Origin of the sequence: Moraxella sp. CTOTU48268, assembly GCF_032069585.1 — a bacterium.
In the GTDB taxonomy this organism is placed as follows: domain Bacteria; phylum Pseudomonadota; class Gammaproteobacteria; order Pseudomonadales; family Moraxellaceae; genus Faucicola; species Faucicola cinerea.
In genome coordinates this window covers 1-26,738 of record NZ_DAMALV010000020.1, presented here as the reverse complement: position 1 = coordinate 26,738, position 26,738 = coordinate 1, and the positions used below count along the sequence as shown (strand labels likewise).

Here is a 26,738-nt window from a genome sequence, read left to right as displayed (position 1 = left end):
ATAGTTAAGATAGGGATATTATGATTATTTCTTCTGCCAATGATTACCGAGAAGCGGCTCGCCGCCGTCTTCCCCCCTTTTTATTCCACTACATTGATGGTGGGGCGTATGCAGAATACACCCTAAAACGTAATGTTGAAGACTTATCAAGTATTGCCTTACGTCAGCGGGTATTAAAAGACATGACGCAGCTTGATTTATCCACTGAGATTTTTGGTGAACAGCTGTCTTTGCCTGTGGCGCTCTCGCCGGTGGGTTTGACAGGGATGTATGCTCGCCGTGGTGAAGTCCAAGCAGCCATGGCTGCTGACAAAAAAGGTATTCCATTTACCATGTCAACGGTATCAGTCTGCCCTATCGAAGAAGTCACCCCAAAAATCAATCGCCCTATGTGGTTTCAGCTGTATGTGTTGCGTGACCGTAAGTTTATGCAAAATGTGCTGGAGCGTGCCAAAGCGGCAGGCTGCTCAACGCTGGTGTTTACCGTCGATATGCCTGTACCTGGGGCGAGATATCGCGATGCGCACTCTGGCATGAGTGGACCCAATGCCGCCATGCGTCGCTATCTACAAGCGTGCACCCATCCGCACTGGGCAATGAACGTGGGATTGCTAGGAAGACCCCATGACTTGGGTAATGTTTCTAAATATCTTGGTAAAGCGATTGGCTTAGAGGATTATATCGGTTGGCTCGGTAATAACTTTGATCCCTCGATTTCTTGGAAAGACTTAGAATGGATTCGTGATTTTTGGGATGGCGCTATGGTCATCAAAGGTATTCTTGACCCACAAGACGCCAAAGATGCAGTACGTTTTGGTGCTGATGGTATCGTGGTTTCCAATCATGGTGGGCGTCAGCTTGATGGGGTGATGTCAACCGCCACTGCCCTACCCAAAATTGCCGATGCTGTTAAAGGTGATATCAAAATCTTGGTCGATTCGGGTATCCGTAATGGCTTAGATGTGGTGAGAATGTTGGCATTGGGAGCGGATTTATGTATGTTAGGACGTGCATTTATCTATGCGTTAGCCGCCGATGGTGAGGCCGGGGTAACCAATTTACTCAACTTGATAGACAAAGAAATGCGCGTGGCAATGACATTGACCAGTGCAAACCGAATTCAAGATATCAATCGAGACTGTTTAGTAGATTTTAGTACTTTGACTTGATAGGCTGACAGTAAATAGTCAACTTTAGCGTCTTTTTGGGATTTTTTATTTTGGTAAATGCTAAGATTTTATGGCTAAACTACAAGTTTTTTAAACTAAGTACGCCACTAAGTACATTAAATTTATAAACTTCATGGCGCAATAACCGCTTATTGTGAGTGGTTGATTGAGCAAGTGTGAATTAATTAAATATTGACACTTTTTATTTTCGATAAAAAAACCGCTCTAGGAGAGCGGTTTTTGTTGTTTATGACCTATCAAATTCTAGAAGAAGCCCATCGGTTTTTCAGAATAGCTGACCAGTAAATTTTTGGTATTTTGGTAATGCTCTAGCATCATTTTGTGGTTTTCACGCCCAATGCCTGATTTCTTGTAACCACCAAATGCAGCATGGGCTGGATAAATGTGGTAACAGTTTGTCCATACTCGCCCAGCTTGAATAGCACGCCCTGCACGGTAAGCAGTATTGCCACTACGTGCCCACACGCCAGCACCTAAACCAAACATAGTATCATTGGCAATACGCATGGCATCATCAAAGTCCTTGAAGGTTGTCACAGATAATACTGGGCCAAAAATCTCTTCTTGAAAGATTTTCATATCATTATTGCCTTTAAAAATCGTCGGCTCGATATAATAACCTTCACCCACCTCATGTCTTGCATTACCACCGGTTAAAAGCTCGGCGCCTTCTTGTTTACCTGTAGCAATACAGCCTAAGATTTTGTCTTGTTGTTCCTGTGAGGCTTGCGCACCAATCATCGTTTCCGTATCCAATGGATGACCTGTTTTAATACGTTTTACCCGTTCTACGGCTTTGGCCAAAAAGGCATCGGCGATACTTTCATGCACTAAGGCTCTCGAAGGACAGGTACATATTTCACCTTGATTGAGCGCAAACATAGTAAAACCTTCAAGCGCTTTTTCTAGGTAATCATCCTCTTTATCCATAACATCGGCAAAGAAAATATTGGGTGATTTACCACCTAATTCTAAAGTAACTGGAATAATATTCTCTGTCGCATACTTCATAATAAGCTGACCGACAGGGGTTGAGCCAGTAAAGGCAATTTTTGAGATACGCGAGCTTCTAGCTAAATGGCTACCCACCTCTTCGCCATACCCATTCACGATATTTAAAATACCGGCTGGTAGCAAATCTTGAATCAATTCAACAAGCACCAATAAGCTCACAGGCGTCTGCTCGGCGGGTTTTAAGACAATGCAGTTACCCGCGGCTAGTGCAGGCGCTATTTTCCAGGTAGCCATTAAAATTGGAAAGTTCCAAGGAATGATTTGTCCAACCACACCTAAAGGCTCATGAAAGTGATAAGCGACAGTGTCATCATCAATGGGTGAAACACCACCTTCTTGCGCGCGGATTGCACCCGCAAAGTAGCGAAAATGGTCAATGGCAAGTGGTATATCCGCAGCTAAAGTTTCACGGATGGGTTTACCGTTTTCCCATGTTTCAGCTACCGCCAATAACTCAATATTTTGCTCAAGGCGATCTGCGATTTTTAATAATAGATTAGAGCGCTCTGTGGGTGAAGCCGCATTCCACTTAGTTTTAGCACTATGGGCAGCATCAAGTGCAAGTTCAATGTCTTCTGGACTTGATTTGGCGACTTTGGCGAAGGGCTTGCCGTTGACGGGTGAGATGTTATCAAAGTACTCACCTTTAACAGGCGCAACCCATTGGCCGCCAATAAAGTTGTCATACTTTTCTTTAAAATTGATTTTAGCACCGTCAGTATTAGGGTCAGCATAACGCATAATGACATTTCCTTTTGTCAGTTGGTAGATAAACTGCTTCATGCAGTTGGGGGTTTATAAATTCATATTATTACAGAAACGGTAGGTAAAAGGTAGGTGTTTAATTATTCTTTACAATACGCTAGGCACATTATACTATTGAGGATAGCTTATTTTAAAAACCAAGGATTGGTTAGTGAATTAGGATATTTTAAAATATGAATAAAAATAGACTGTTAGAGCAAAGGCATCGGATTGATAAGAGGCGTTTTAACATTACCTTTACCGATAATAATGCAGATCTTATCCAACAAAGTATTGTCCAGTCATGGCACCGCTCAGACAGTGCTAACATTCCAACTGAGCGCCAACAAGCACCCATTAACGCCACCAAAAGCGAGCAATCCTATTATCTAAAAAAAGCCTTAGGCTATTGTCAAAATCAATTACAACATATCACCTTGCAATCCTCCATGGTGATGGCTGTGGCTGATATCGGTAGTACGATTATCTGGACGACTGCCAGTAAGTCTATGCAAAAAGCGGCAGAAGCGGTTAACTTCATCGAAGGCGGATGCTGGGGGGAAAGCCAAGTTGGCACAAATGCGCTCGCTTTATCGCTAAAAACGCAGCAATCAACTTGTGTTTTTTCCAATGAACATTATATGCCTTCGGTTCATGAATGGGTCTGTTACGCCACGCCTATCATTGAACCGCATACCAAGCAGGTCATTGGCGTACTGGATTTATCGACCACTTGGCAGAATCACAATAATTTTGGCATATTTGCTGCTGAACGCTGTGCCAGTATTTTACAATCCGCTTTGAATGAGTGCCAAAGACACTATCTGTATATTCAAGGATTTAATGAACCCAGCGTCATATTCAATGGCAAAATCTTGCGGCTGACCCCTCGGCAAGTCGAGATATTGACAGTGTTAGCACTTTGTCCCCAAGGCATGAGCTTAGATGCCTTACACCAAGCGATCTATGGTGAGCGTAAAGTGTCACAAGGTACGCTGAAGACTGAAATGTCGCAGTTACGTGACACGCTTACTGGTTTATTGGGTTCTTGTCCGTACCGACTGTTAATGCCTATTGATGGTGATTTTTTACGGGTCGAACAATCATTAAATGCTGGTTATTTAGAAGCGGCCATCAAATTGTATACCGGCATATTTTTTAGCAAAACTGAAAGCCCTTTTTTATGCACTTGGCGCACCTGTTTAGAAGCTCGCTTGAGCCAAGCCATTTATCATTCAGATCAGGTTGACTTGTTACTCATGCATTTGTCAAATTGCCCCGATGCTAGCGATGCGATAGAAAGGTTGATTGAATTAATGCCAGATAACCTCTCGATTCACCAACATTTAGAGGTGCTGTCAAATCGGTAACTATCAATTTTTGCTTCACCATCAATTTTCCCCTAATCATGAATTTTTCGTTGAAAAAGCCGTTGTAAGACTTTTTCGATATGGGTGATACCCCTACCACACCGTTGGTTGTGTGTGTTCTTGATTTCTTATTACCCTGTCTAGCCGCTGTCCGTGCAAACATTGCTGCAATACCATCGACCTATCAAAATAAAAATAGATGATGCCTCTATGCACTTTTGGGTGGTAATGCTTGTGTATTTTTTAACGCTAGTTTTGATGAGCTAAAACCTATTTGTGCAACTGAGCATTCAAGACATCGTAGTGATGTTGGCTTGTTATATTACTATTTTTATATATTTTCCAATACGTTAGCTAATAACCTGCATCAAACTTGATTGGCTTCATTTTATGATAGATAGGTGGCTGTAGAGATTGGGGCATTTTAATAGTTGCGCGTATCGGGATATTTTGGTTTGTGTCATAAGCATAGAAATTATCGAAAAAACACAAAATATTATGATAATATTGCCCCCTTGTTAAATGACCATGTAAAGGATTACAACTATGTTAGCGCTGTTTGGATTATTAATTGTGATCGGGTTTATGATACTTATCATGACCCGCAAAGCGTCCCCTTTTACCTCTCTTATTTTAGTGCCTTTAATTATTGGTGTTATCGCTGGAGCAATAAACCAGTGGGGGTTTTCTGCACTTGATATTCCTAAATATGCTATTGCTGGGATGATTAGCGATGCCGATTTAAAAATTAAAGGTGTTGCAGGTACAGCACTTATGCTGTTATTTGCGATTTTATACTTTGGTTTAATGCTGAGTGCTGGATTGTTTCAGCCATTGGTCAATTTTATTGTCCGAGCAGTCAAGGGCGACCCTTTAAAAGTCTTGGTGGGCACAGCGATTCTTGCACTAGGTATTTCAGTTGATGGCGATGGATCGACGACGACCCTTGTTGTCTGTTCAGCCCTGCTACCTGTGTATCGCAAATTGAATATGAAAATGATGGATTTGGCAGTATTAATTGTCTTAGCAAACTCTATCATGAATTTATTACCTTGGGGAGGACCCACCGCACGTATCATCACAGCGCTGCATGTTGATGAGGGGGAGTTATTACGTGCAATCATGCCGGGGATGATTATCGCCGCCATATGGGTCATTGCTGTGGCTGTCATACGGGGGTTAGCAGAGAGAAAACGACTGGGTATCACCAATCTAAACACAGACGGTATGGTACATCTAATCGATACACCACACGAGGACGATGCTAAATTTACTAGACCCCATCTCATTTGGTTCAATTTTGGCTTGACGCTGCTAGTCATGATTGAACTTATTTTTGGTGGTATGTGGTTTCTACCAAAGGTAAATTCAGCATTGATTTTTGCGATTGCGTTGGCTGTTGCCTTAATGGCTAATTACCCGAAACAAGCCGATCAACGTGAAATTATTGAAAAATATGGCTCATCAGCTGTACAAGTAATTTTCATGGTACTGGCAGCGGGGGTGTTTATGGGGATTTTATCTGGCACAGGTATGAGTCACGCCATGGGTGAAGCCCTAGCGACTTGGATTCCAGAGCGATTTGGTAATCACTGGCCGTTGATTGTCGCCTTGATCTCTGTACCTGGTACGTTTTTGCTAAGTAATGATGCTTTTTATTTGGGCGTGTTGCCGGTATTAAACCAAGTTGGGATAAAATATGGTTTTAGCTCAATGGATATCGCGATTGCTTCAACCGCTGGTCAAGCATTTCATTTATTAAGTCCATTGGTTGGATTTATCTATCTATTGCTGCATATTACAGGCGTTGAGATGGGTAAATGGCAGATTCAATCAGCCAAATGGGCGATTGGGATTTTTGCAGCATTTTCCTTAGCGATATTCACAATCGGTGGTGTGCCACTTTAACACCCTATCATCAGGTATTTTAAGTATACGATTTTGGCAATCATTATAAATTTACGCTTTATACAAGCGTCTAAAAACGAAATTTTTTAGACGCTTTTTTATCGAAAATTTATAGTACGTAAATTCTGTGACAATTAACGTTCCTATTATTATCATTATCACTCATAGCATTAGAAGGCTTGCGATTTCAAGCCTTTTTTCTTGGGTCAAAAGTGCTACAATGTGACAAAAAATTTTGAGACCTTTATGAATAACGCGTTATGGCTTCCTTGCACACAGATGCAAGCCCTTGAAAACAATCCCCCACTCCACCTCGTCAAAGCTCAAGGCAATCAATTATATGATCAGCACGGTAACGCCTATTACGATATGATTAGCTCATGGTGGGTCAATTTACATGGACATTGCCATCCTTTTATTAACGAAAAAATAAAACAGCAGCTCGATACGCTTGAGCATACTTTAATCGCTAGTGTCACTCACCCGCCGATTTTGACGCTTGCAGAAAAATTGGTTGCCATCACGCCCAAATCATTCACCAAAGCTTTTTTTGCCGACAGTGGCTCAGGGGCGGTGGAAGTCGCGCTTAAAATGAGTTTGCAGTACTGGCAGCAATCAGGGCAAACGCAAAAAACCAAATTTATCTCATTGGAACACGGTTATCACGGTGAAACCGTTGGCAGTCTTGCGGTGACAGATATCCCGCTGTTTAGCGAGCAATACAAAGATTTGATTGTCAGTCAAATTCGTATTCCTTCCCCCGCGCATATTTTCAGCTCTGACGCTATCGCAGCGCAGCTTTATGAGCAAAAAAGCTTGAATGCACTAGAACGCATCTTGGCAGAAAAATCCCGCGATATCTGTGCGATTATCCTTGAACCTTTGGTACAAGGGGCGGCTGGCATGGCGATGTATTCTGCTAATTATTTGCTTGGCGTTGCCAAACTTGCGCACCATTATCACATCCACGTGATATATGATGAGATTGCCGTGGGTTTTGGTCGTACAGGTACTATGTTTGCGGTAGAGCAAATGCTGGCGTTGGCAGATGCGGATAAACAAGACGATTATTGCCCTGACTTTATCTGTCTGTCAAAAGGTCTAACGGCAGGCTATCTGCCAATGTCTTGCGTCATGACAACCGATGATGTTTATCAAGCATTTTATGATGACAAAGTGGAAAAAGGCTTTCTACATTCGCATAGTTTTACTGGCAACCCATTGGCTTGTAGCGCGGCTTTGGCATCGCTTGAACTGTTTGAACGCGATAATGTCTTGCTACACAACCAATCCCTTATCCAAGCGATGGCGCATGGCTTGCAGCAACTATCTGATGCCAATTTGCCCATAAAGTTTGTACGTCAAACCGGCATGATTGCGGCTTTTACCTTGGATTTTTCTCAAAATTTGGGCAAAGCTTTTGCCAATTTATGCCTTGATCGAGGCGTGATGATTCGTCCGATTGGCAACCATGTTTATCTTATTCCGCCTTATTGCACCACCCCAGCAGAAATTCAGCAAATCTTTGGTATATTAAATCATTGTTTGCAAAAGCTTTGTGATAATCTCTCAAAAATACCTAAAGACTCGTTGCAAGCCATTGATTTGCCTTAACGCCTTTACTAACGCCTCATGAAAGTTACTGACTAATTAACTAATTAATTATAAATAAATGTTTGTTATTATAATTCATCGTCAAAAGTCAGGATTTGTTACAAAGGTTCAATTCTTACGGTATTATAAAAAATTGTATTAGAATTCACAGCTTATGCCTACATGGCTAATATTTAACGTATAATTCATGAGATTATCGTCAAAAAATATTTAACTTTTGTAGGCATTTTAACCAACTTAGCTTAACTTAATCGTGAAACTTACTTAGATGATTTATGCGTAGATTTTTTTATAACCAACCAAATTCGCTAAAAGTTGGCAGCACTGTGCCTTTGACCGAAGAGATTTTTCATCATTGGTGTAAAGTGTTAAGAGCAAGTATGGGTGAACAAGCGTTGTTTTTTGATGGTCAAGGTGGTGAATATACCGTCACTTTAACGGATGTCACTAAAAAACAAGCGCTCGTTACCCTCAACGATTTTAATCCAATCAATCGAGCTTTACCATTTACTGTCAACATTGCCTTGGTTATGAGCCGTGGCGAGCGCATGGATTATGCCATTCAAAAAGCCACAGAACTTGGGGTGTCATCGATTCAACTGCTCACAAGCCAACATGGTGAAGTACGCCTAAAAGCAGACCAAGCCGATAAAAAGCTCGCCCACTGGCAGCAGGTTGCGGTATCGGCTTGTGAACAATGTGGGCTTAATATTGTGCCAACATTGCTGTCACCAAAAGCTTTTAGCGACTGGATTGATGAACCAGCAGGCGTGCCCACTTCTAGCGACGTGACCAAATTAATTTTAGCCGTGCCTCCTGATGACAGTGGCGTAGCGACACCTTGCAATCAAATTCAAGCTGATGACATTGAACATAACGACATTGAGCATAACGATATTGAACCCATCACGCCCTATACCCCATATCCCAACCCACTACCCCATATAACAAACCAGTTTAGACAGTGTTCTTTAGCCCAATTTTGGTTACTCATTGGCGCCGAAGGTGGATTTTCAGAGCAAGAAGTAACGCATGCTATCGAGCGAGGTTTTATGCCTTGGCAAATTGGCGAGCGTGTGCTACGAACTGAGACAGCCCCTGTCGTCGCATTGTCTTCATTGTTAACGCTACATCAAACTTTGACCCTTGCACAGGAATAATCATGCCACCGAATAACAAATCAGTCATGCCAATAGACCCTCGTGATTGCTGTGTGGGTGCTAATAAGCTGTGTCATGGTGATTTACGTGAGTATGGGTTTATTGTCGATAGCCATTTTTTTGATCAACAAATTTCGCTTGAACATCAAAATGCGATGTTTGCCTCGGTTTTTTCAAAAATCCATGATGGCATTTTTATGCTTGATGAACAGCTACGTTTTATCTGTGTCAATCAGCAATTTTTAAACATTACCGCCTTGCCACGCGATCAGGTGATAGGTAGCCCGTTTTATTTTTATGCGTATAAGACCTACGCCCCACACTTACAGCAAGCGATTGCCGCTATCATTACCAAACTGGATAATCGACAATCAATTTCGACCAATTTGGTGCTTTCTTATTACAATTCACCTGAAGTGGCGGTTTGGCTAGATATCTGCGTGTGTGAAGTCGATGATAATCGGGTGGTGTATGTCGGGTTACTCACCAATTTAACCAAAAAAGATGCGCAGCTTAGCCATACCTTACATCTATACAATTATGATGAATTAACGGGTCTACCCAATTACGATAGCTTTTATGAAAAATTAAAAAGCTGTATTGGCTATTACCAGGCAGCCGATAATCAGCGCGAGTGTATGGGGGTATTGCTACGCATCAATATTGACAAATTGCAGTCTTTTAACATCAGCCTTGGCATTGAAAATACCAATACGCTGATTCAAGGTTTTGTCAAACGGGTAAAATCCTTAAAAATTTCGGGTGCCAGTTTAGTCACTTTTTCGCGGTTTGGGGGTGATAGTTTTGCGGCGATGATTTCGGTACAACACCTTGATGCCGCGCATCACTACGTGGCAGCGCTCAAACAGTTATTTGACTTACCTTTTAGCATTGATGACCAATCAATTTATCTAAGGCTGTCGATTGGCGCATCGGTTTTCCCCACTCATACCAATGATGCTCAGACATTGCTATTACAAGCAGACACGGCGTTAAAACATGCGCGGCTCATCAGTGATGAAGATTGTGTTTGGTATGATGCCAACCAGCAAAAAGGCAATTTTAAGGACATTCATTTGCTCAGTGCCTTTAAAAATGCGTTATTAAAACAGCAAATTTTGCCCTATTTTCAGCCTAAGTTAGAGTTTGCACAGCCCGACTTGCCGATGTTTGAAGCACTGGTGCGCTGGGAGCACCCCACCCTTGGACTCCTCTATCCCAACGATTTTTTGGCGGAGGTGCTCGATAAGTCATCGCAGGCGCTATTTGAAAAAATTGTTTTAGCTTGTATTGAGCAGATTTTGACATGGCGTGAGATAGGCTATAACTGCCTCATCTGTATCAATATTGATACTCGTCAATTAATTAGTGAAAAATTTATTGCGTTTATTGAAGGGACGATACAGCAATATAGTTGGCTTGCCCAATTGATTAGCTTTGAAATCACGGAAGTCTGCAAAATTCATGATGAATTTAAAGCGCAAGCGATGCTAGCAAAACTGCGCCAGTATGGTTTTACCATATCGATTGATGACTTTGGTACAGGCTTTGCCGCGATGCAATATTTGATTAAATATCCGATTGATGTGCTTAAAATTGACCGCTTATTTATCACCAATATTTTACAAGACCCAAAAAAACAAGTGATTGTCAAATCAGTGATTGAGATGGCGCACTCGTTATCCATGCAAGCATTGGCTGAGGGCGTCTCAAACCGTGAAGAAATCGAATATCTGCATAGTCTTGGTTGTGATTCGATTCAAGGCTTTGGGTTTGGTAAACCCATGTCTAGTCAAGATACCACAGAGTGGCTCAAAGCCAACTATAAACCAAACTATTTGCTATAAGTTTTAATTTGACCAATTAGATTTTTTTATGACCCTATAGTCATGTTAGTACCTTGTCACCTTTGCCAAATTTTCCTATCTTAGGAATATAAAACCTTAATAATGGGGTAGGTTTTTTTGTCTTTTTAAAAACAGCAATCAAGGAAATATTATGCAATATAAAGCGCCGCTTCGTGATATGAAATTTGTCATGCATGAGTTGTTAAAATTTGAAGATCACTACAAATCCATTCCTAGCTATGCGCATACGGATAGGGAAACGATCGATAGTTTCATAGAAGCAGGTGCAAGCTTCTCAGAAGCAGAGTTGTCACCCCTCAACCGTTCAGGCGATGAAGAAGGCTGTCGTTTTGAAAATGGTAATGTGTATACCCCAAAAGGCTTTAAAGAAGCCTATAAACAATACTGTGAATTAGGCTTTCCTTCTTTATGTGCCGATGAAGAGTTTGGCGGTCAAGGCATGCCATTGTCATTAGGCTCAGCGGTCAACGAAATGGTAGGTACCGCTAACTGGTCTTTCTCAATGTACCCAGGTCTATCTGAAGGCGCCATCCGTACGCTTGAGCACCACGGTAGCGATGAACAAAAACAAAAATATTTGTTAAAACTCGTCAGTGGTGAGTGGACAGGTACCATGTGTCTAACCGAAGCGCATGCTGGTTCTGACCTAGGGATTATCCGCAGCAAAGCTGAACCTAATGAAGATGGTTCATACGCTATCACCGGTCAAAAAATCTTTATCTCAGCGGGCGAACACGACATGGCAGACAACATTGTCCATATCGTACTAGCGCGTTTACCGGGTGCGCCAGCAGGCACCAAAGGTATCTCATTATTCATCGTACCAAAATTCAATGTCAACGAAGATGGCTCTATCGGTGAGCGTAACACCGTTACCTGTGGTTCGATTGAACACAAAATGGGTATCAAAGCCTCTGCAACTGCGGTACTTAACTTTGATAAAGCCAAAGGCTACTTGATTGGACCTGAAAACAAAGGTCTAAACTGTATGTTTACCTTTATGAATACCGCCCGTATTGGTACCGCAATTCAAGGTCTAACTGCGGCTGAATTGGCTTTCCAAGGTGGCTTAAGCTACGCTAAAGAACGTCTTGCGATGCGTGCATTAAGCGGTGCAAAAGCGCCAGAACAAGCCGCTGACCCAATCATCGTCCATCCAGCAGTGCGCAACATGGTATTAACTTGTAAAGCGTTTGCTGAAGGTGGCCGTGCGCTAGTCTACTATCTATCACAATTCTCTGATGTGGTAACTAAAGGTGAAGGCGAATCACAAGCTTACGCTGACCAGATGTTGTCTTTTTTAACACCAATTGCCAAAGCCTTCTTAACTGAAACAGGTTATGAAGCAGCCAATCACGGTGTGCAAGTATATGGTGGTCACGGCTTTATCCGTGAATGGGGCATGGAACAAAACGTACGTGATACGCGTATTGCTTGTCTATACGAAGGCACCACTGAAATCCAATCACTTGACTTGTTAGGCCGTAAAGTATTGGGTTCACAAGGTAAAATGCTAGCTAACTTTAGCAAAGTCATTTATCAATTCTGTGAAGAAAACAAAGACAATGATGCGATGGGTGAATTCATTCGTCCACTAGCACGTTTGAATAAAGAATGGGGCGATTTGACCGCTCGCATTGGTATGCAAGCCAATGAAAACCCTGATGCAGTGGGTGCAGCGGCCGTTGACTACATGTACTATAGTGGCTACATCACCCTAGCTTACCTATGGGCGCGTATGGCGTTAGTCGCGCAACAAGCGCTCCAAGGCGACACCACTGAGACCAAATTCTATCAAGCCAAAATCAAAACCGCTCAGTTCTACTTTGCAAAACTATTGCCTCGCACCTTAACTTACGTCAAACGTATTGATACAGGTCTCGAGCCATACATGAACATGGACGTTGACGAATTCCAATTCTAATTTTTTACTAAGCTATCCAGTGTAGTAATAAAATTATGATAGAATCATTGATAGTTTAATTCTTTATTCAATCCTTAGGTAGCAAAAGCTGTCTAAGGATTTGTCTCATTTCGAAGTACGAGCTAACCCATAAAAGGAAATAATATGCCTATTTATAATGCGCCAATTCAAGACATGAAATTCATCTTAAATGATGTATTCAATGCAGCCGATTTTTGGCAAAAAAATGAACAGTTAGCCCATGTTGACAGTGACACGGTCAATATGATTTTAGAAGAAATGTCAAAATTTGCTAAAAACACGTTACTGCCCATCAACCGCTCGGGTGATGAAGAAGCGGCACAATATCTGGGTGAAGGCAAAGTAAAAACCCCAACTGGTTTTAAAGCAGCATTTGACGAATACGCACAAGGCGGCTGGATTGGTTTGGGCGGCGATCCAAATCATGGCGGTCAAGGCATGCCAAAAATGGTGACTATGCTCGCTGAAGAGATGGTATTTACCGCCAACCAATCATTTGCGCTCTATCCAAACCTATCGGGTGGTGCGTGCATGTGTATCTACAACGCAGGCTCTGAAGAACAAAAACAAACCTACCTAGAAAAAATCTACTCAGGTGAGTGGACAGGTACGATGTGTTTGACCGAACCCCACGCAGGTACGGATTTGGGTATCATCAAAACCAAAGCAGTGCCAAACGAAGACGGTAGCTACAATATTACAGGTACCAAAATCTTTATCACCGCAGGTGAACATGACTTAGCGGACAACATCATCCATTTGGTATTGGCAAAAACCCCCGATGCCCCAGCAGGCTCTAAAGGGATTTCATTGTTTATCGTACCCAAATTCCATGTGAATGCGGATGGCTCATTGGGCGAGCGTAACGCGGTAAGCTGCGGCTCTATCGAGCATAAAATGGGTATCAAAGCGTCGGCCACTTGCGTCATGAACTTTGATGGTGCCAAAGGCTTTATGGTAGGCGCAGAAAATACCGGTCTTGCGTCCATGTTTATCATGATGAACTATGAGCGTTTGACGATGGGGTTACAAGGTATCGGTGGCGCTGAGTTGGCTTATCAAAACGCCACAGCTTATACCCTTGACCGTATCCAAGGCCGCGCCGATAGCGGTATTCAAGAGCCAAACAAAGCCGCTGACCCAATCGTATTTCATGCCGACGTTCGCCGTATGCTGTTAAACGCTAAAACTATCAGTGAAGCCTCACGCTGCTTTGCGATGTATGTCGCCAAACAGCTTGATACCAACAAATATACCGATGATGCTGCAGCAAGAAAAGCGGCTGATGACCGCGTTGCTCTTTTGACGCCCGTTGCTAAAGCATTCTTAACCGACCGTGGTCTTGAAGCGTCAATTGATGCCCAGCAATGCTTTGGTGGTCATGGTTATATCCGTGAATGGGGAATGGAACAAATCGTACGTGATACCCGTATCTCGCAAATTTATGAAGGGACCAATGGTATCCAATCACTTGACTTGTTGGGTCGTAAAGTGGTGAAAAACGGCGGTGCGTTTGTGACAACGTATGTTCAAGAAATGCGTGATTTTGCCAATAACATGAAAGCAGACCATGCCATCAAACAAGCGATTTTAACATCAGCGGATAAACTTGAAGACTTAACTAAAGCGGTGGTAGCGGCGGCAGCGGTCAACAAAGACGAAATCAATGGCTGTGCGGTTGATTACTTACAAGCCTTTGGTTATGTCAGCTTTGCTTATATGTTTGGCCTGATGGTTGAAGCCGCAAATGGCAAAGAAGGCGATTTCTATGCCAACAAAGCAAAATTAGCAGACTACTATGTCGGTCGTATGTTGCCACGCTTAGATGCGCATATTGCGATGGTAAAAGCAACAAGCCAACCCATCACAGCGTTTGACCGCGATTATTTTGCGTCAACCATTGCTTAATCCCTACTTAAATACAAAAAAATCGGCGCTAGTAGCCGATTTTTTTATAGATTAACATGTTAGCGAAGCATATCGTCATCGTCATCTGCTAACGATTCATCTTCATCAAAATCAAAGTCTTCATATTCATAATCCGCTGAGTCGTTTTCTTCAACGACAGCAACGCACTCTTCATATAACTCAAAGATATATTCTTTGATATCACTTTCTTGCTGGTGTTTATTTGGCGTGAGTTTGGCTTCTTCTTCATAGACAAATTTTGCCAAATTTAGCGCGACATAGTTATTACTTAGTTCAATCATGGTGTTATCCTTCTTATGTGCGGTATTATTATGTTAAAACGATAGCGATAGTGCATCGTTAGTATGACATATTCAAAAATAGAAAGCTTAAAGCAGTTGTAAGCTCGTGTAAAATTCGAACTTTTAACAATTTGTCGCCATAAACTATAAAACCCACCGAAGTGGGTCTATATGACTGCTTACTGCTTATCGTTTGCCATTTACGCTTTGGGTAAAGTCACGCCCATTTGACCTTGGTACTTACCACCACGGTCTTTGTAGGAAGTTTCGCACACATCATCGGCATCACTTTGGAAAAATAGCATTTGCGCCACGCCCTCGCCGGCATAGATACGCGCCGGTAAGTTGGTGGTATTACTAAACTCTAAGGTCACATGCCCTTCCCATTCTGGCTCAAGCGGCGTGACATTGACGATAATACCGCAGCGCGCATAGGTAGATTTCCCCAAACAAATGGTCAATACATCACGGGGAATACGAAAATACTCGACAGTACGAGCCAAGGCAAATGAGTTGGGCGGGATGATACATTCATCGCCCACGATATCAATAAAGCTACGCTCATCAAAGTTTTTTGGGTCAACGATGGCAGAATGGACATTGGTAAATACTTTAAATTCGCGCGCACAGCGGACATCATAACCATAGCTTGAGGTGCCGTAGCTGACCAATTTTTGTCCTTGTTCGCCCACACGTACTTGACCTGCTTCAAATGGCTCAATCATGCCATGCTCTTGTGCCATTTGGCGTATCCAGCGGTCGGATTTGATCGACATTTTGTTTCCTCAAATTTCAAATTTAGGCAGAATTATACTGTAATTTGCTACACATAGGCGAAAAAAAACGGCTTTCGAGTGAGAGCCGTTTTTTTTTGGTGAGAAAATTAACTCATACGCAATTTATCAAAGGTCAATTTATCTTGGGCATCGACATCCACTTTGATGGTATCACCCGCCACAAACTCACCCGATAACAATTTGACTGATAGCGGATTTTCGATTTCTTGCTGGATGGCGCGTTTTAGCGGTCTTGCACCATACACAGGGTCATAACCCACAGCGACCAATTGACTCATGGCTTCATCTGACAATACAATATTCATGTCACGCTCTTGAAGACGTTTGCGTAAACGTGATAGTTGAATATCTGCAATACCCGCCATTTGTTCTTGTCCTAATGGATGGAACACCACGATTTCATCGATACGGTTGACAAACTCTGGGCGGAAATGCTGATTGACTGAATTCATCACTGCCGCTTTGATTTCTTCGTAGCTATCGCCTGCCATCTCTTGGATTTTATGCGAACCAAGGTTTGAGGTCATGATAATGACGGTGTTTTTAAAGTCCACAACGCGACCTTGGCTGTCGGTCAAGCGACCATCGTCTAGCACTTGCAGTAGGATGTTAAACACATCAGGATGCGCTTTTTCTACTTCATCAAACAATACCACGCTATAGGGTCGACGGCGTACTGCTTCGGTCAATACCCCACCTTCTTCATAACCCACGTAGCCTGGGGGTGCGCCGACAAGACGGCTGACACTGTGTTTTTCCATAAATTCAGACATATCAATACGAATCATGGCATTTTCATCATCAAACAAGAAACTTGCCAATGATTTGGTCAATTCAGTTTTACCCACGCCTGTCGGACCTAGGAACAAGAACGAACCGCTAGGACGATTGGGGTCAGACAGCCCTGCACGACTACGGCGCACCGCATTGGCGACTGCTTGTACCGCTTCATCTTGACCGACTACGCGCTCATGCAATTTTTCTTCCATGTGCAGCATTTTTTCACGTTCGCCTTGCATCATTTTGGTCACAGGGATGCCCGTTGCAGCGGCAACGACTTCAGCGATTTCGTTTTCGGTGACTTTATTACGTAGCAGTTTGACGCTTGGCGCTTCGCCTGCTTGCTCTTTTTGCTCAGCCAAGTCAGAGTCTTTAATACGTTTTTCCAGTTGTGGAATGGTCTCGTATTGCAGTTTTGACATGGTCTCGTAGTCACCTTCACGCTGGGCTTTTTCATAGGCGATACGCGCTTTATCAAGCTCGTCTTTGAGCTGTTGGCTACCTTTAACAAGGGCTTTTTCTGCTTGCCAAATTTCGTTTAAATCTGCGTATTCTTTTTCAAGCTCGCTGATTTGGGTGTCGAGCAGTTTTAGCTGTGATTTTGCGCCTTCGTCATCTTCATGCTTTAAGGTTTCACGTTGCATTTTGAGCTGAATCAAACGGCTGTCTAATTTGCCCAAGGCTTCTGGTTTACTATCAAGTTCCATTTTTAGACGGCTAGCCGCTTCATCCACCAAGTCAATGGCTTTGTCAGGTAGCATACGGTCAGTGATATAACGGTTACTCATCCGCGCCGCAGCAATAATTGCACTGTCTTGGATATCAACCCCATGATGCAGTTCATAGCGCTCTTTTAGACCGCGCAGAATAGCAATGGTATCTTCCACAGTAGGCTCATCAACCAATACTTTTTGAAAACGACGCTCAAGGGCGGCATCTTTTTCGATATATTGGCGGTATTCATCAAGGGTAGTCGCACCCACGCAGTGCAGCTCACCACGCGCTAACGCAGGTTTGAGCATATTACCCGCATCCATCGCGCCATCGGCTTTACCGGCACCGACCATGGTATGAATTTCATCAATAAATAAAATAACTTGCCCTTCGCTTTTTGCTAAGTCGTTAAGTACCGCTTTTAGGCGTTCTTCAAACTCACCACGGAATTTTGCCCCCGCAATCAGTGCCCCTAAATCAAGCGATAATACACGTTTGTTGCGCAAGCCTTCTGGCACGTCACCATTGACGATTTTTTGTGCCAATCCTTCGACAATGGCAGTTTTACCCACGCCCGGCTCACCAATGAGCACCGGGTTGTTTTTGGTACGGCGTGACAATACTTGAATGGTACGGCGGATTTCGTCATCGCGCCCAATGACGGGGTCAAGTTTGCCCGATTCGGCACGTGCGGTTAAATCGATGGTATATTTGTTTAAGGCATCACGTTGGTCTTCGCTATTTTGTGTATCCACTTTATCACCCCCACGAATAAAATTAATGACTTGTCTTAGTTTTGGCTCATTGACCCCTGCTTTTGCAAGCAGTTTTGCGGTGTCGCCCGTCTCTGCTAGGGCAACTAGCACCCAGTCAGTAGATAAGAACTGATCGCCCGCTTTTTGCGCGTGGCGCTCTGCTAGATTTAAAATCTTAGCCGTATTTGGGCTGAGATTGACATCACCTGTGGGTGTACCAATCACCGCTTGGTTGTTGAGCGATTGTTGCACGTCTGTTTTTAACTGATTTAAGTTTGCGCCTGCCTGTTCATACACATTGGCATTACTCGGTTCATTGAGTAGCACTGACAATAAGTGAATCGGCTCAATCGCGGTATGATCACGAGTGACAGCGAGCGTTTGTGCCTGCTGAACCGCGTTTTGTAAGGCATTGGTAAATTTATCAAATTGCATTATTATTTTTCCTTTTAGCTTTTAACTAATTAGCTTTGAACTAAAATTGATATGGTGTTTTGATAAATCGTTTCAATATCCACCTTTAAAATTTTTTAATTGTCAATGGTTATTTTCTTGATACTGGGATGTATGTTTGTTCTCAACCATCACTTGGTTCAATAGCTTTTAGAACTCATCATGTTACCTGTCAAAAATTGACAATAAAAATGTAGATAAAGTCATAAATCAACAAATTTTCGCTTATCGTATAACTTCCAAAGGGATACACCTAATCAGTTTTACTGAGTGAATTTAATGACTGAGTTTTTGTTGTTGGCTGATATTTATTTCCTTTAGTAGCGTTGTAGCGGCTTGATTTTTATTAGCCGCCTTGAGCATTATTTTTTAAAAAAATTACGCCAACTAAAGTTTAAGCCATAGCTAAAAATCGATACTAAAATTTTATGGACAATTATTAAAATTATATAATATTTTCAATGGGTTATTGTAAGGCAGCTTACATTACATTAACCTATCTACTACATGAATAGACAACAACCGTGCATGGCGCATGTTACTCTGCAAAACGTCAAATGATAACGCCACATAACATATCAGTTCAGTGGCGCTGCTTTATTTGGTCGAATAACAATAACAGCAAAACAACAACCAGGAGTAATACCCATGCGTGCATTAACCTATCACGGTGCTAAAGATGTTCGAGTCGACAATGTTCCCGACCCACAATTACAAGCCAAAGATGATATTATCTTAAAAGTTACCGCTACCGCCATTTGTGGCTCGGACTTACATTTATACCGTGGCAAAATCCCTGCGACCGAAGAAGGCGATATTTTTGGTCATGAATTTATGGGGGTTGTCGAAGAAGTGGGCGCTGACGTCACAGCGGTAAAAAAAGGCGATCGCGTGGTGATACCCTTTGTAATTGCCTGTGGTAGCTGCTTTTTTTGTCAAAATGATTTGATGGCAGCCTGTGAGACCACCAACGAGGGTCCAGGCGCGGCGATGAACAAAAAGCTTATTCCGCCACCTTCGGCGTTGTTCGGTTTTAGTCATTTATACGGCGGTGTGCCTGGTGGACAAGCAGAATATGTGCGCGTTCCAAAAGCCAATTTTGGTCCTTTTAAAGTTCCAGGTTCATTGCCTGATGAGAAAGTGTTATTCTTATCGGATATTTTGCCGACTGCTTGGCAAGCTGTGACGAATGCCAATGTTACCAAAGGTTCGACTTTGGCTATCTATGGTGCAGGACCTGTGGGCTTGCTATCAGCCGCCTGCGCCAAAATGTTAGGCGCTGCACAAATATTCATCGTTGATCACAATGACTATCGTCTGCAATACGCACAAGATACGTATGGCGCAATTCCTGTCAATTTTGATAAAGTTGATGCCGCAGAAGCTATTATTGAGCAAACTGCGGGGCATCGTGGTGTCGATGCGGTGATTGATGCTGTTGGTTTTGAATCAAAAGGCAGCGTGGTTGAAACCGTATTAACGACGCTTAAGCTTGAAGGCTCAAGTGGCGCGGCATTACGTCAGTGTATGGCAGCGGTACGCCGTGGTGGTACAGTCAGTATTCCTGGGGTTTATGCAGGTCCGATTCATGGTTTCTTGATGGGTGATGCGTTTGACAAAGGATTAACCTTTAAAATGGGTCAAACTCATGTACATAAATACTTGCCACAGTTGCTTGAACATATTGAAAATGGGGATTTATCGCCTGAAGCGATTATTACCCATCGTATGAATCTATCGGATGCGGCAAAAGGTTATGAAATCTTTGAAAAACGTGAAGAAGAGTGTCGAAAAGTGATTTTGACACCATAATTTAATCTCATAGATTTAGCATGGTTAATTTAGAATGATAAAATGGTAAAAATATAAGATGAGTGTTAGTCACCTTTATACCATGATTAATCATTCAGTCACTAGCCCCTCACAACTTTTGGTCGATAATGTAGCCAAAGTTGTGCAAGGGGTTTCTGATTTGTTGCTACTGTTAGATATTGATGGGACGCTTAGTGAATTTCACCCCGATCCTCAGCAAAGTTTTATCAGCAATGAGAATCTAGCAATTTTAGCGCAGTTACAAAATCATCTACCCGTTTGGCTGGTAACAGGGCGGTCAGTTGCTGATGCTAGACGTTTGACAGCGCCGTTAAAACTGCCGGTGATTGGTAGTCACGGTTTGCAATGCGATACTCTAATTGATAGCTATTCTTTGGTGGACATCGATTTAGCGCAGCTACAACAAATTAATCAAAGCGTCATTAACGCCACTGGTAATCATCCACACTGGCGCATTGAGCAAAAACCTTTTGGTGTGGCACTGCATTTTCGTGAGCATCCCGAACTTGCCGATAGCGCTTTAACCATCATGCAAGCTATTGGGCATGATTTTAATGATTGGCAACTTAAAGCGGGCAAATGTGTGTATGAGCTATTGCCGCAAGGGGTCGATAAAGGCAGTGCCATTAACCATGTTTTAAAACACTATCACCCTCATTGCCGTCCGATATTTATCGGCGATGACGTGACTGATGAAGCAGGATTTATTGCTGTACAAAGTTATGGTGATACACCAAATAAGAAAGGTAGTGATATCAAGGGAATTGGTGTCAAAGTTGGTTTTGAACCTACCCATGCCCATTATTATGTGAGCGACGTCTCAGCGGTTACCGCGTTACTTCAAGGATTATTGACCCTATGTCAAAGTTGATTGTATTATCGAATCGGGTTAATTTACCTAATAAACAGTCACCTAAAGCTGTGGCAGGGGGGTTGGCAGTAGCGCTTCAAGAAGCCCTTGCCAAAGATGGCGGTATTTGGGTCGGTTGGAACGGTCAAGTAGTGACAAATATCAGCGATATGCCCGATACCGTCAATCAATTTGCGACTGAGCAGCATGATAAAGTCACCTATGTCACGACGGCTTTTTCACCCATGCAATATGAAAAATATTACTGCGGTTACGCCAATAATCGACTTTGGGCGGGGATGCATGACCGCACGGATTTGATTGTATCAAGTAGTGAAGATTTTAGCGTGTATCAAGCTGTCAATCGTATGTTTGCCAAACAGCTGCAGCAAATCGCACAGCCTGACGATATGATTTGGATACAAGATTATCATTTTTTTGCGGTAGCAAGGCATTGCCGTGACTTAGGCATGAAACAGCGCATTGGCTTTTTTTTACATATTCCATTTCCCCAGTTATGGGTGTGGGATTTTTTGACTTATGGTCAAACTTTAATCCATCAATTACTCGATTATGATGTGGTAGGATTACAAACTCAACAAGACGCTCAAAATTGTGCCGCGGTGCTTGAGCAGCTACTCCCCCACGCCAACCAGATTACTCAAACAAATGGGCGTACACTCATTACCCATGGCAATCATACCACCTTAATACAAGCCTATCCGATTGGTATCAATCCTGTCTATATTCATAAGCTTGCCAGTCAACCGCTGTCTGACCAAGCTGTATTAAAAAATCTCAGTTCAACCATCACCACAATTTTAGCGGTGGAACGACTGGATTACACCAAAGGCATTCCCGAACGCTTACAAGCTTTTGCCGCCTTTTTGCAGCGTTATCCGCAATATCTTGAACGAATTCAGCTGTATCAAATTGCTTGCCCGTCCCGTCTTGATATCCAGACCTATCAACAGTTGCGACAACAAGTGCACACCCTCGTTGAGCAAATTAATAGCCAATTTGCTACTGCCAGTTGGCAACCGATTATCTATCAGGAAGACCCAGTCAGTCATGACAATTTAATGCCTTTATTTAGGCAATGCCAAATTTGTTGGGTTAATTCGCTAAAAGACGGCATGAATTTGGTGGCAAAAGAATATATTGCCGCACAGGATGAACAAAACGCAGGGATTTTGATTTTGTCTAAAAATGCGGGGGCAGCGCACCAACTTCAGCAAGCTATCTTGGTCGACCCTACGAACAACGACAGCATGATAGAGGGCTTATACCAAGCATTGACCATGACCAAACAACAACGGGAACAACGCCACCAATCGCTACTAAAGAGCATCTATGAGACCGATATTGACAGGTGGCGAGCGCATTTTTTGGCAGATTTAACCCACATGGACAAAACTCCATAACCCAATAAAAGAGACAATAAAATAAATAATGTAACAGACCATAAAACAGATAATAAAATAGACAACAGAACAGCCAATGAGAAATTCAAAATGACACCAGTATTGGATCATGCTTTACCTACCGACTACCACCAATCGGACTTGAGTAAATTAATCACCGCTATTTTGCAAGACTTTCGCAGAACGATTGATACATCACCTAAATTAAGCGATGCTGCTTATGTCACACAATTAAAGCAAACTTTGTCGCAGTTGGTGCTTTTATCCGCTCAAATTGCCTTGCCCGCAAACGGTCATACTTTACAGCGCTGGCAAGTATTGGCACAGGTTGCGGCTTGTGATTTGAACTTGGTCAAATTTTTTGAGTCGCATCTTGATGCATTGGCGATTTTGGCAGAATTGGGCGTGGACGATATCGCTGAAGGCCTATGGGCCGTATGGGCAGCAGAAGGCGGTGATGACCCACTGCGTTTTGATGGCGAAAAATGCACGGGACAAAAACTGTGGTGTTCGGGTGCGACCTTTGTCGATCATGGCTTGGTTAGTTTCCGAGATGCCCAAAATAACGCCCAATTACTGATGTTAGCCATGAAGCAACCGCAAATCACCATTGATGACAGCGGTTGGTATGCGGTCGGTATGCCCTACACGGCGACAGCCACGCTGCATCTAAAAGGCGCTAACGCCACCCAAGTTATGTCAAATGCGATTGCCAAAGATAGCAGCCCTTACCTCGACCGCCCAGGATTTTGGCATGGTGCAGCAGGGGTAGCGGCTTGTTGGTATGGCGCGGCAGCGCAGTTGGCACAGTTTTTAATGGACAGTTATCAGCAAAAACCCCAAGTCTTTAAAGCACTTTATCTTGGCGAAGTGTCGCAAGCACTCAGTGTCACCCAAGCGTACTTTCATCAAGTTGCCCAATTAATCGATAGTCATCCTAGCCAAAGTCATGCACTCCCCATCCGTATCTTAAGAGCGCAAGTGGAGACTACCGCCATGCTAGTGCTTGAAAAAGTTGGTAAAGCCTTGGGCGCAACGCCTTATTGCAAAAACGCCCATTTTGCACGGCTAGCGGCAGATTTATCGGTATTTATGCGTCAAACCCATGGCGCATTTGACAGTGAAGCGATTGGCAAATTGACTGCCGAACAGCTAGGCGATTCACAAGGGGGAGTATGGCAACTGTAGATTCCCAGCACGCCCCACTGCATCCGATTGTGGGTGACCGTTTAATTGCAGGCGACGGCACATCTGCACAAGACTGGCAAGCTTGGCAAGGGTTGCACAGTCTCACCAGACTCGATATATCGACCCATTTTCCCAAACATCGGCGCGTGTGTATTTTTGCGCCGCACCCAGATGATGAGATTTTGGGCTGCGGTGGGCTGCTGCAAGCGTTGGTGGCTCAAGGCAATCAAGTATTGATTGTTAGCGTCACCCAAGGCGAAAAAAGCCACCCCAACTCACCGCTGTATCCGACCGACAAACTGGCAAAAATCCGAGCAATTGAAAGCCAGCTTGCACTTGAAACGCTGGATAGCAGTTTGGATTCGCCCAATGTGTCGATGACTAATTTGAATTTTCCTGATGGCGAAATTTTTGGGCGACAAGTGGATTTTTTTGACAAGTTAACATCGCTGATTCAGCCCGCTGATATTTTAATCACCCCATTTGCGTACGATGGTCATCCCGACCATGAAGGCACTGGGCAAGTGGTACAGCGTTTTGCCCATGAATTTAAAAGTCGCTTAAATTTGACCTGCTATCACGTGCTGATTTGGGCATGGCATTGGGCAAAACCTGGCGATAGCCGTATTCCCTGGCACAAGGCATGGCGATTTGATTTAAGCGAATTGCAGGCGCAGCGAAAAAGTTATGCCATGCGCTGTTTTAGCAGTCAAATCTATGCTGACCCAACAACGGGAACAGCGCCTATTTTGTCAGACACCACATTAACCAGGCTTAGCCAACCGTTTGAGGTATATCTTCATGACTGATGTGTCAGCGTATTTTGCCCAAATTTATGCCGATAGTAGCGACCCTTGGCAATATGAAAAACGCTGGTATGAAGTGCGAAAACGCGCGATTTGCTTGTCATTGTTGCCCTACCCGCATTTTGCCAAGGCAATTGAACTTGGCTGTAGCAATGGCGTATTTAGTGAGCAGTTAGCCCAGCGCTGCGATTATTTGAGGTGTGTAGATGGGCAACTTGAGGCAGTCAAACTTGCCAGTGAGCGTCTGCACAACCAGGCACATGTACAAGTTATGCAAGGTTTGATACCGCAGGATTTGCCGAATGAGCGATTTGATTTGATTGTGGTTAGTGAGATTTTATATTACTTGGCGCCTGATGCACTAACCGAAGTCATCGCTTGGCTCAACACTGCATTGACAGACAATGGCGTGATTTTAGCCTGTCATTGGCGCTATCCGATTGACGGGTTTCAACTGACAGGCGAAACAGTCCACGACAGTTTGCAACAACAGCTGCACTACCGTCAGCAAAGCCATGTGATTGACCAAGATTTTTTGTTGACCATTTGGCAAGCCAATCACCAAAGCCTTGCCAAGCAGGAAAATCTAGTGGAATAACTGAGAAAAACATCATGGCAAATACTACCGCTCCACAGCGGCGACCCAAAAAAATTGGCATAGTCATCCCTGCCCATAATGAAGCCGATAGTATCAGTGCGTGTTTGGATGCAATAAAACAGGCGATTGCTCAGCTATCAAGCGACATAGCGGTACAAACGGTGGTCGTGCTAGATAGCTGTGATGATGATACCTTATCAAAAGTACAAAACGCCCACGTAGACTGGCTGTGCTGTGAGTTTCGCTGTGTGGGCAAAGTCAGGGATTTGGGCGTGCGTTACTTGATTGAGCAAGGGGCTGATTGGATTGCTTGCACTGATGCCGATAGTATGGTGGAAGCTGATTGGTTAATGGCACAAATCAAACACCTAAAAGCCAAATCCACAACTACGCCCACAGCTATGATATGTGGCGTAGTGAGTATCGATTGTTGGGATGCGTTGTCAGAGCGTACCAAACAGCAATACCTCGCCCATTATAAAGATTGTATGAATCATCGCCATATCCACGGTGCAAATTTGAGCTTTGCCAGTCAAGATTATTTGGCGGTGGGTGGTTTTGATGAATTAACTTGCCATGAAGATGTGGGTTTGGTCAAAAAATTTGAGCAAGCCAATTTACCCATTATTTGGAGTAATTTGGTACGTGTGGTGACTAGCAGTCGCCTTGACGCCCGCGCTGAAGAAGGGTTTGCCCATTTTTTAAGGGGTTTAGAGAATCAACCTTTGGTTTAAATAAAAATCCGTCTTTGGCTTAAATAAAGGTATAAAAGTTGGGTTTAACACAGTTCACTTACAAAACTATTGTGATATTCCTTGCTATCTGCCGTTATTACTATATACTGGACAACAGCTAGAAAGCAGTCAGAAGTTTCAATCGCATTACATTAAGTCTATTCTAAGTTCGTTTCCATTACGCTTGTGTCCTAGATTTTAAGTCAATCGTGTATCAAAACTGCCGCAATTCTTTCATACCGAATAGAATCGTGTTGTGGCTTAGTTCCAGCTTTAGGGTCAGATGACCACTTTTAAAATCTATCTAATCAAGGACAATCCTATGTCAAATACTGTAAACGGTACCGTAAAATGGTTTAACGAATCAAAAGGCTTTGGCTTTATCGAACAAGACAATGGCGGCAAAGACGTTTTCGCACATTATAGCCAAATCGCAAGCTCAGGTTTCAAAACCTTAGCGGAAGGTCAACGCGTATCTTTCGTTGTGACCCAAGGTCAAAAAGGCGACCAAGCTAGCAATATCGTTGCTATCTAAGGTTAGCTAAGCCTACTATCGTAAATGGTTTGATAACGCGTGGCGTGAATAACGCTGCATTGATTGATTAGCCATTTGCATAGATAGCAGAAAATAGATATCAAAAAAGCGCTTATTTATTATAAGCGCTTTTTTTGTGTCTTTTGCTCACCCAACTCTTTGGCTGACTCGGCCGATAATTTGTGGGCTGCTGTGTACGGTTAAAAAAGGTTATTGCGCATCCACTTTACGTTTTTTTTGTTGTTTGC

Annotated in this window: 20 protein-coding genes; 16 read left to right on the top strand and 4 right to left on the bottom strand. The window is 43.1% G+C overall.

Annotated features, from left to right (window positions below):
* Positions 1-20: 20 nt before the first annotated feature.
* Positions 21-1,169: an FMN-dependent L-lactate dehydrogenase LldD gene (gene lldD / locus RT143_RS08035; RefSeq protein ID WP_138019086.1), complete on the top strand. Its 1,149-nt coding sequence runs from the start codon at positions 21-23 to the stop codon at positions 1,167-1,169.
* 264 nt (positions 1,170-1,433) lie between these two features.
* Here lldD and exaC read toward each other — a convergent pair whose 3' ends face one another.
* Positions 1,434-2,945, bottom strand: coding sequence for an acetaldehyde dehydrogenase ExaC (exaC, locus tag RT143_RS08030; RefSeq protein ID WP_313092318.1), 1,512 nt, complete (start codon positions 2,943-2,945; stop codon positions 1,434-1,436).
* 197 nt (positions 2,946-3,142) lie between these two features.
* On the opposite strand from exaC, the gene RT143_RS08025 reads away from it, so the two are divergent.
* The 7 genes from RT143_RS08025 (at position 3,143) to RT143_RS07995 (ending at position 14,721) form a co-directional block, all read left to right on the top strand.
* Positions 3,143-4,318 (top strand): sigma-54-dependent transcriptional regulator family protein, encoded by a 1,176-nt coding sequence (locus tag RT143_RS08025; RefSeq protein ID WP_313092317.1) that lies wholly within the window; start codon positions 3,143-3,145, stop codon positions 4,316-4,318.
* A gap of 597 nt (positions 4,319-4,915) precedes the next feature.
* Positions 4,916-6,226, top strand: coding sequence for a CitMHS family transporter (locus RT143_RS08020; RefSeq protein ID WP_409519704.1), 1,311 nt, complete (start codon positions 4,916-4,918; stop codon positions 6,224-6,226).
* 222 nt (positions 6,227-6,448) lie between these two features.
* Entirely contained in the window at positions 6,449-7,840 is a 1,392-nt protein-coding gene (bioA, locus tag RT143_RS08015; RefSeq protein WP_313092315.1) for an adenosylmethionine--8-amino-7-oxononanoate transaminase, read from the top strand.
* 275 nt (positions 7,841-8,115) lie between these two features.
* On the top strand, positions 8,116-9,000 hold the full coding sequence (locus RT143_RS08010) for a 16S rRNA (uracil(1498)-N(3))-methyltransferase (protein WP_313092314.1): 885 nt from the start codon (positions 8,116-8,118) through the stop codon (positions 8,998-9,000).
* Between the two features lie 2 nt (positions 9,001-9,002).
* Positions 9,003-10,847, top strand: coding sequence for a putative bifunctional diguanylate cyclase/phosphodiesterase (locus tag RT143_RS08005; RefSeq protein WP_313092313.1), 1,845 nt, complete (start codon positions 9,003-9,005; stop codon positions 10,845-10,847).
* Positions 10,848-10,995: 148 nt separating this feature from the next.
* Entirely contained in the window at positions 10,996-12,792 is a 1,797-nt protein-coding gene (locus RT143_RS08000) for an acyl-CoA dehydrogenase C-terminal domain-containing protein (protein WP_313092331.1), read from the top strand.
* Between the two features lie 144 nt (positions 12,793-12,936).
* Positions 12,937-14,721 carry an acyl-CoA dehydrogenase C-terminal domain-containing protein gene (locus RT143_RS07995; RefSeq protein WP_313092312.1) on the top strand — a complete coding sequence of 595 codons (1,785 nt, stop codon included), beginning with the start codon at positions 12,937-12,939 and terminating at the stop codon, positions 14,719-14,721.
* 59 nt (positions 14,722-14,780) lie between these two features.
* On the opposite strand, the gene RT143_RS07990 is transcribed toward RT143_RS07995, so the two are convergent.
* The 3 genes from RT143_RS07990 to clpB all read right to left on the bottom strand — a co-directional run bounded on the left by RT143_RS07990 (position 14,781) and on the right by clpB (position 18,504).
* Positions 14,781-15,023, bottom strand: a complete 243-nt coding sequence (locus RT143_RS07990) for a hypothetical protein (RefSeq protein WP_313092311.1) — start codon at positions 15,021-15,023, stop codon at positions 14,781-14,783.
* A 200-nt stretch (positions 15,024-15,223) separates the two neighbouring features.
* The gene (gene dcd, locus RT143_RS07985; protein WP_007116249.1) at positions 15,224-15,799 is read right to left on the bottom strand and encodes a dCTP deaminase; all 576 of its coding nucleotides are present in this window, start codon (positions 15,797-15,799) and stop codon (positions 15,224-15,226) included.
* 107 nt (positions 15,800-15,906) lie between these two features.
* Positions 15,907-18,504, bottom strand: a complete 2,598-nt coding sequence (clpB, locus tag RT143_RS07980) for an ATP-dependent chaperone ClpB (protein ID WP_313092310.1) — start codon at positions 18,502-18,504, stop codon at positions 15,907-15,909.
* Between the two features lie 666 nt (positions 18,505-19,170).
* Between clpB and RT143_RS07975 the strand changes: the two genes are divergently transcribed.
* From RT143_RS07975 to RT143_RS07940, 8 genes are all read left to right on the top strand, one after another.
* Positions 19,171-20,334 carry a zinc-dependent alcohol dehydrogenase gene (locus RT143_RS07975; RefSeq protein WP_312384567.1) on the top strand — a complete coding sequence of 388 codons (1,164 nt, stop codon included), beginning with the start codon at positions 19,171-19,173 and terminating at the stop codon, positions 20,332-20,334.
* A 58-nt stretch (positions 20,335-20,392) separates the two neighbouring features.
* Positions 20,393-21,226 carry a trehalose-phosphatase gene (gene otsB, locus RT143_RS07970; RefSeq protein ID WP_313092308.1) on the top strand — a complete coding sequence of 278 codons (834 nt, stop codon included), beginning with the start codon at positions 20,393-20,395 and terminating at the stop codon, positions 21,224-21,226.
* A complete protein-coding gene (locus RT143_RS07965) occupies positions 21,214-22,629 on the top strand; it encodes an alpha,alpha-trehalose-phosphate synthase (UDP-forming) (RefSeq protein WP_313092306.1) in 1,416 nt (471 codons plus the stop codon). Before otsB ends, RT143_RS07965 begins: the two co-directional genes overlap by 13 nt.
* Positions 22,630-22,719: 90 nt before the next feature.
* A complete protein-coding gene (locus RT143_RS07960; RefSeq protein WP_313092305.1) occupies positions 22,720-23,817 on the top strand; it encodes an acyl-CoA dehydrogenase in 1,098 nt (365 codons plus the stop codon).
* Positions 23,805-24,626: a PIG-L deacetylase family protein gene (locus tag RT143_RS07955; protein WP_313092303.1), complete on the top strand. Its 822-nt coding sequence runs from the start codon at positions 23,805-23,807 to the stop codon at positions 24,624-24,626. The genes RT143_RS07960 and RT143_RS07955 overlap by 13 nt, the downstream gene beginning before the upstream one ends.
* Positions 24,619-25,221, top strand: coding sequence for a class I SAM-dependent DNA methyltransferase (locus RT143_RS07950; RefSeq protein WP_313092302.1), 603 nt, complete (start codon positions 24,619-24,621; stop codon positions 25,219-25,221). Before RT143_RS07955 ends, RT143_RS07950 begins: the two co-directional genes overlap by 8 nt.
* A 14-nt stretch (positions 25,222-25,235) precedes the next feature.
* The gene (locus RT143_RS07945; RefSeq protein WP_313092300.1) at positions 25,236-25,955 is read left to right on the top strand and encodes a glycosyltransferase family 2 protein; all 720 of its coding nucleotides are present in this window, start codon (positions 25,236-25,238) and stop codon (positions 25,953-25,955) included.
* Positions 25,956-26,277: 322 nt separating this feature from the next.
* Positions 26,278-26,490, top strand: a complete 213-nt coding sequence (locus tag RT143_RS07940) for a cold-shock protein (protein WP_050324216.1) — start codon at positions 26,278-26,280, stop codon at positions 26,488-26,490.
* The last annotated feature ends 248 nt before the right edge of the window (positions 26,491-26,738 follow it).

Coding starts and splice junctions, on each gene's coding strand:
- clpB (WP_313092310.1), bottom strand. CDS start 18,504: ATGCAATTTGATAAATTTACCAATGCCTTACAAAACGCGGTTCAGCAG.
- dcd (WP_007116249.1), bottom strand. CDS start 15,799: ATGTCGATCAAATCCGACCGCTGGATACGCCAAATGGCACAAGAGCAT.
- RT143_RS08025 (WP_313092317.1), top strand. CDS start 3,143: ATGAATAAAAATAGACTGTTAGAGCAAAGGCATCGGATTGATAAGAGG.
- RT143_RS07945 (WP_313092300.1), top strand. CDS start 25,236: ATGGCAAATACTACCGCTCCACAGCGGCGACCCAAAAAAATTGGCATA.
- lldD (WP_138019086.1), top strand. CDS start 21: ATGATTATTTCTTCTGCCAATGATTACCGAGAAGCGGCTCGCCGCCGT.
- RT143_RS07940 (WP_050324216.1), top strand. CDS start 26,278: ATGTCAAATACTGTAAACGGTACCGTAAAATGGTTTAACGAATCAAAA.
- RT143_RS07955 (WP_313092303.1), top strand. CDS start 23,805: ATGGCAACTGTAGATTCCCAGCACGCCCCACTGCATCCGATTGTGGGT.
- RT143_RS08005 (WP_313092313.1), top strand. CDS start 9,003: ATGCCACCGAATAACAAATCAGTCATGCCAATAGACCCTCGTGATTGC.
- RT143_RS07975 (WP_312384567.1), top strand. CDS start 19,171: ATGCGTGCATTAACCTATCACGGTGCTAAAGATGTTCGAGTCGACAAT.
- RT143_RS07950 (WP_313092302.1), top strand. CDS start 24,619: ATGACTGATGTGTCAGCGTATTTTGCCCAAATTTATGCCGATAGTAGC.
- RT143_RS07965 (WP_313092306.1), top strand. CDS start 21,214: ATGTCAAAGTTGATTGTATTATCGAATCGGGTTAATTTACCTAATAAA.
- RT143_RS08020 (WP_409519704.1), top strand. CDS start 4,916: ATGACCCGCAAAGCGTCCCCTTTTACCTCTCTTATTTTAGTGCCTTTA.
- exaC (WP_313092318.1), bottom strand. CDS start 2,945: ATGCGTTATGCTGACCCTAATACTGACGGTGCTAAAATCAATTTTAAA.
- RT143_RS07960 (WP_313092305.1), top strand. CDS start 22,720: ATGACACCAGTATTGGATCATGCTTTACCTACCGACTACCACCAATCG.
- RT143_RS07995 (WP_313092312.1), top strand. CDS start 12,937: ATGCCTATTTATAATGCGCCAATTCAAGACATGAAATTCATCTTAAAT.
- RT143_RS07990 (WP_313092311.1), bottom strand. CDS start 15,023: ATGATTGAACTAAGTAATAACTATGTCGCGCTAAATTTGGCAAAATTT.
- RT143_RS08010 (WP_313092314.1), top strand. CDS start 8,116: ATGCGTAGATTTTTTTATAACCAACCAAATTCGCTAAAAGTTGGCAGC.
- otsB (WP_313092308.1), top strand. CDS start 20,393: ATGAGTGTTAGTCACCTTTATACCATGATTAATCATTCAGTCACTAGC.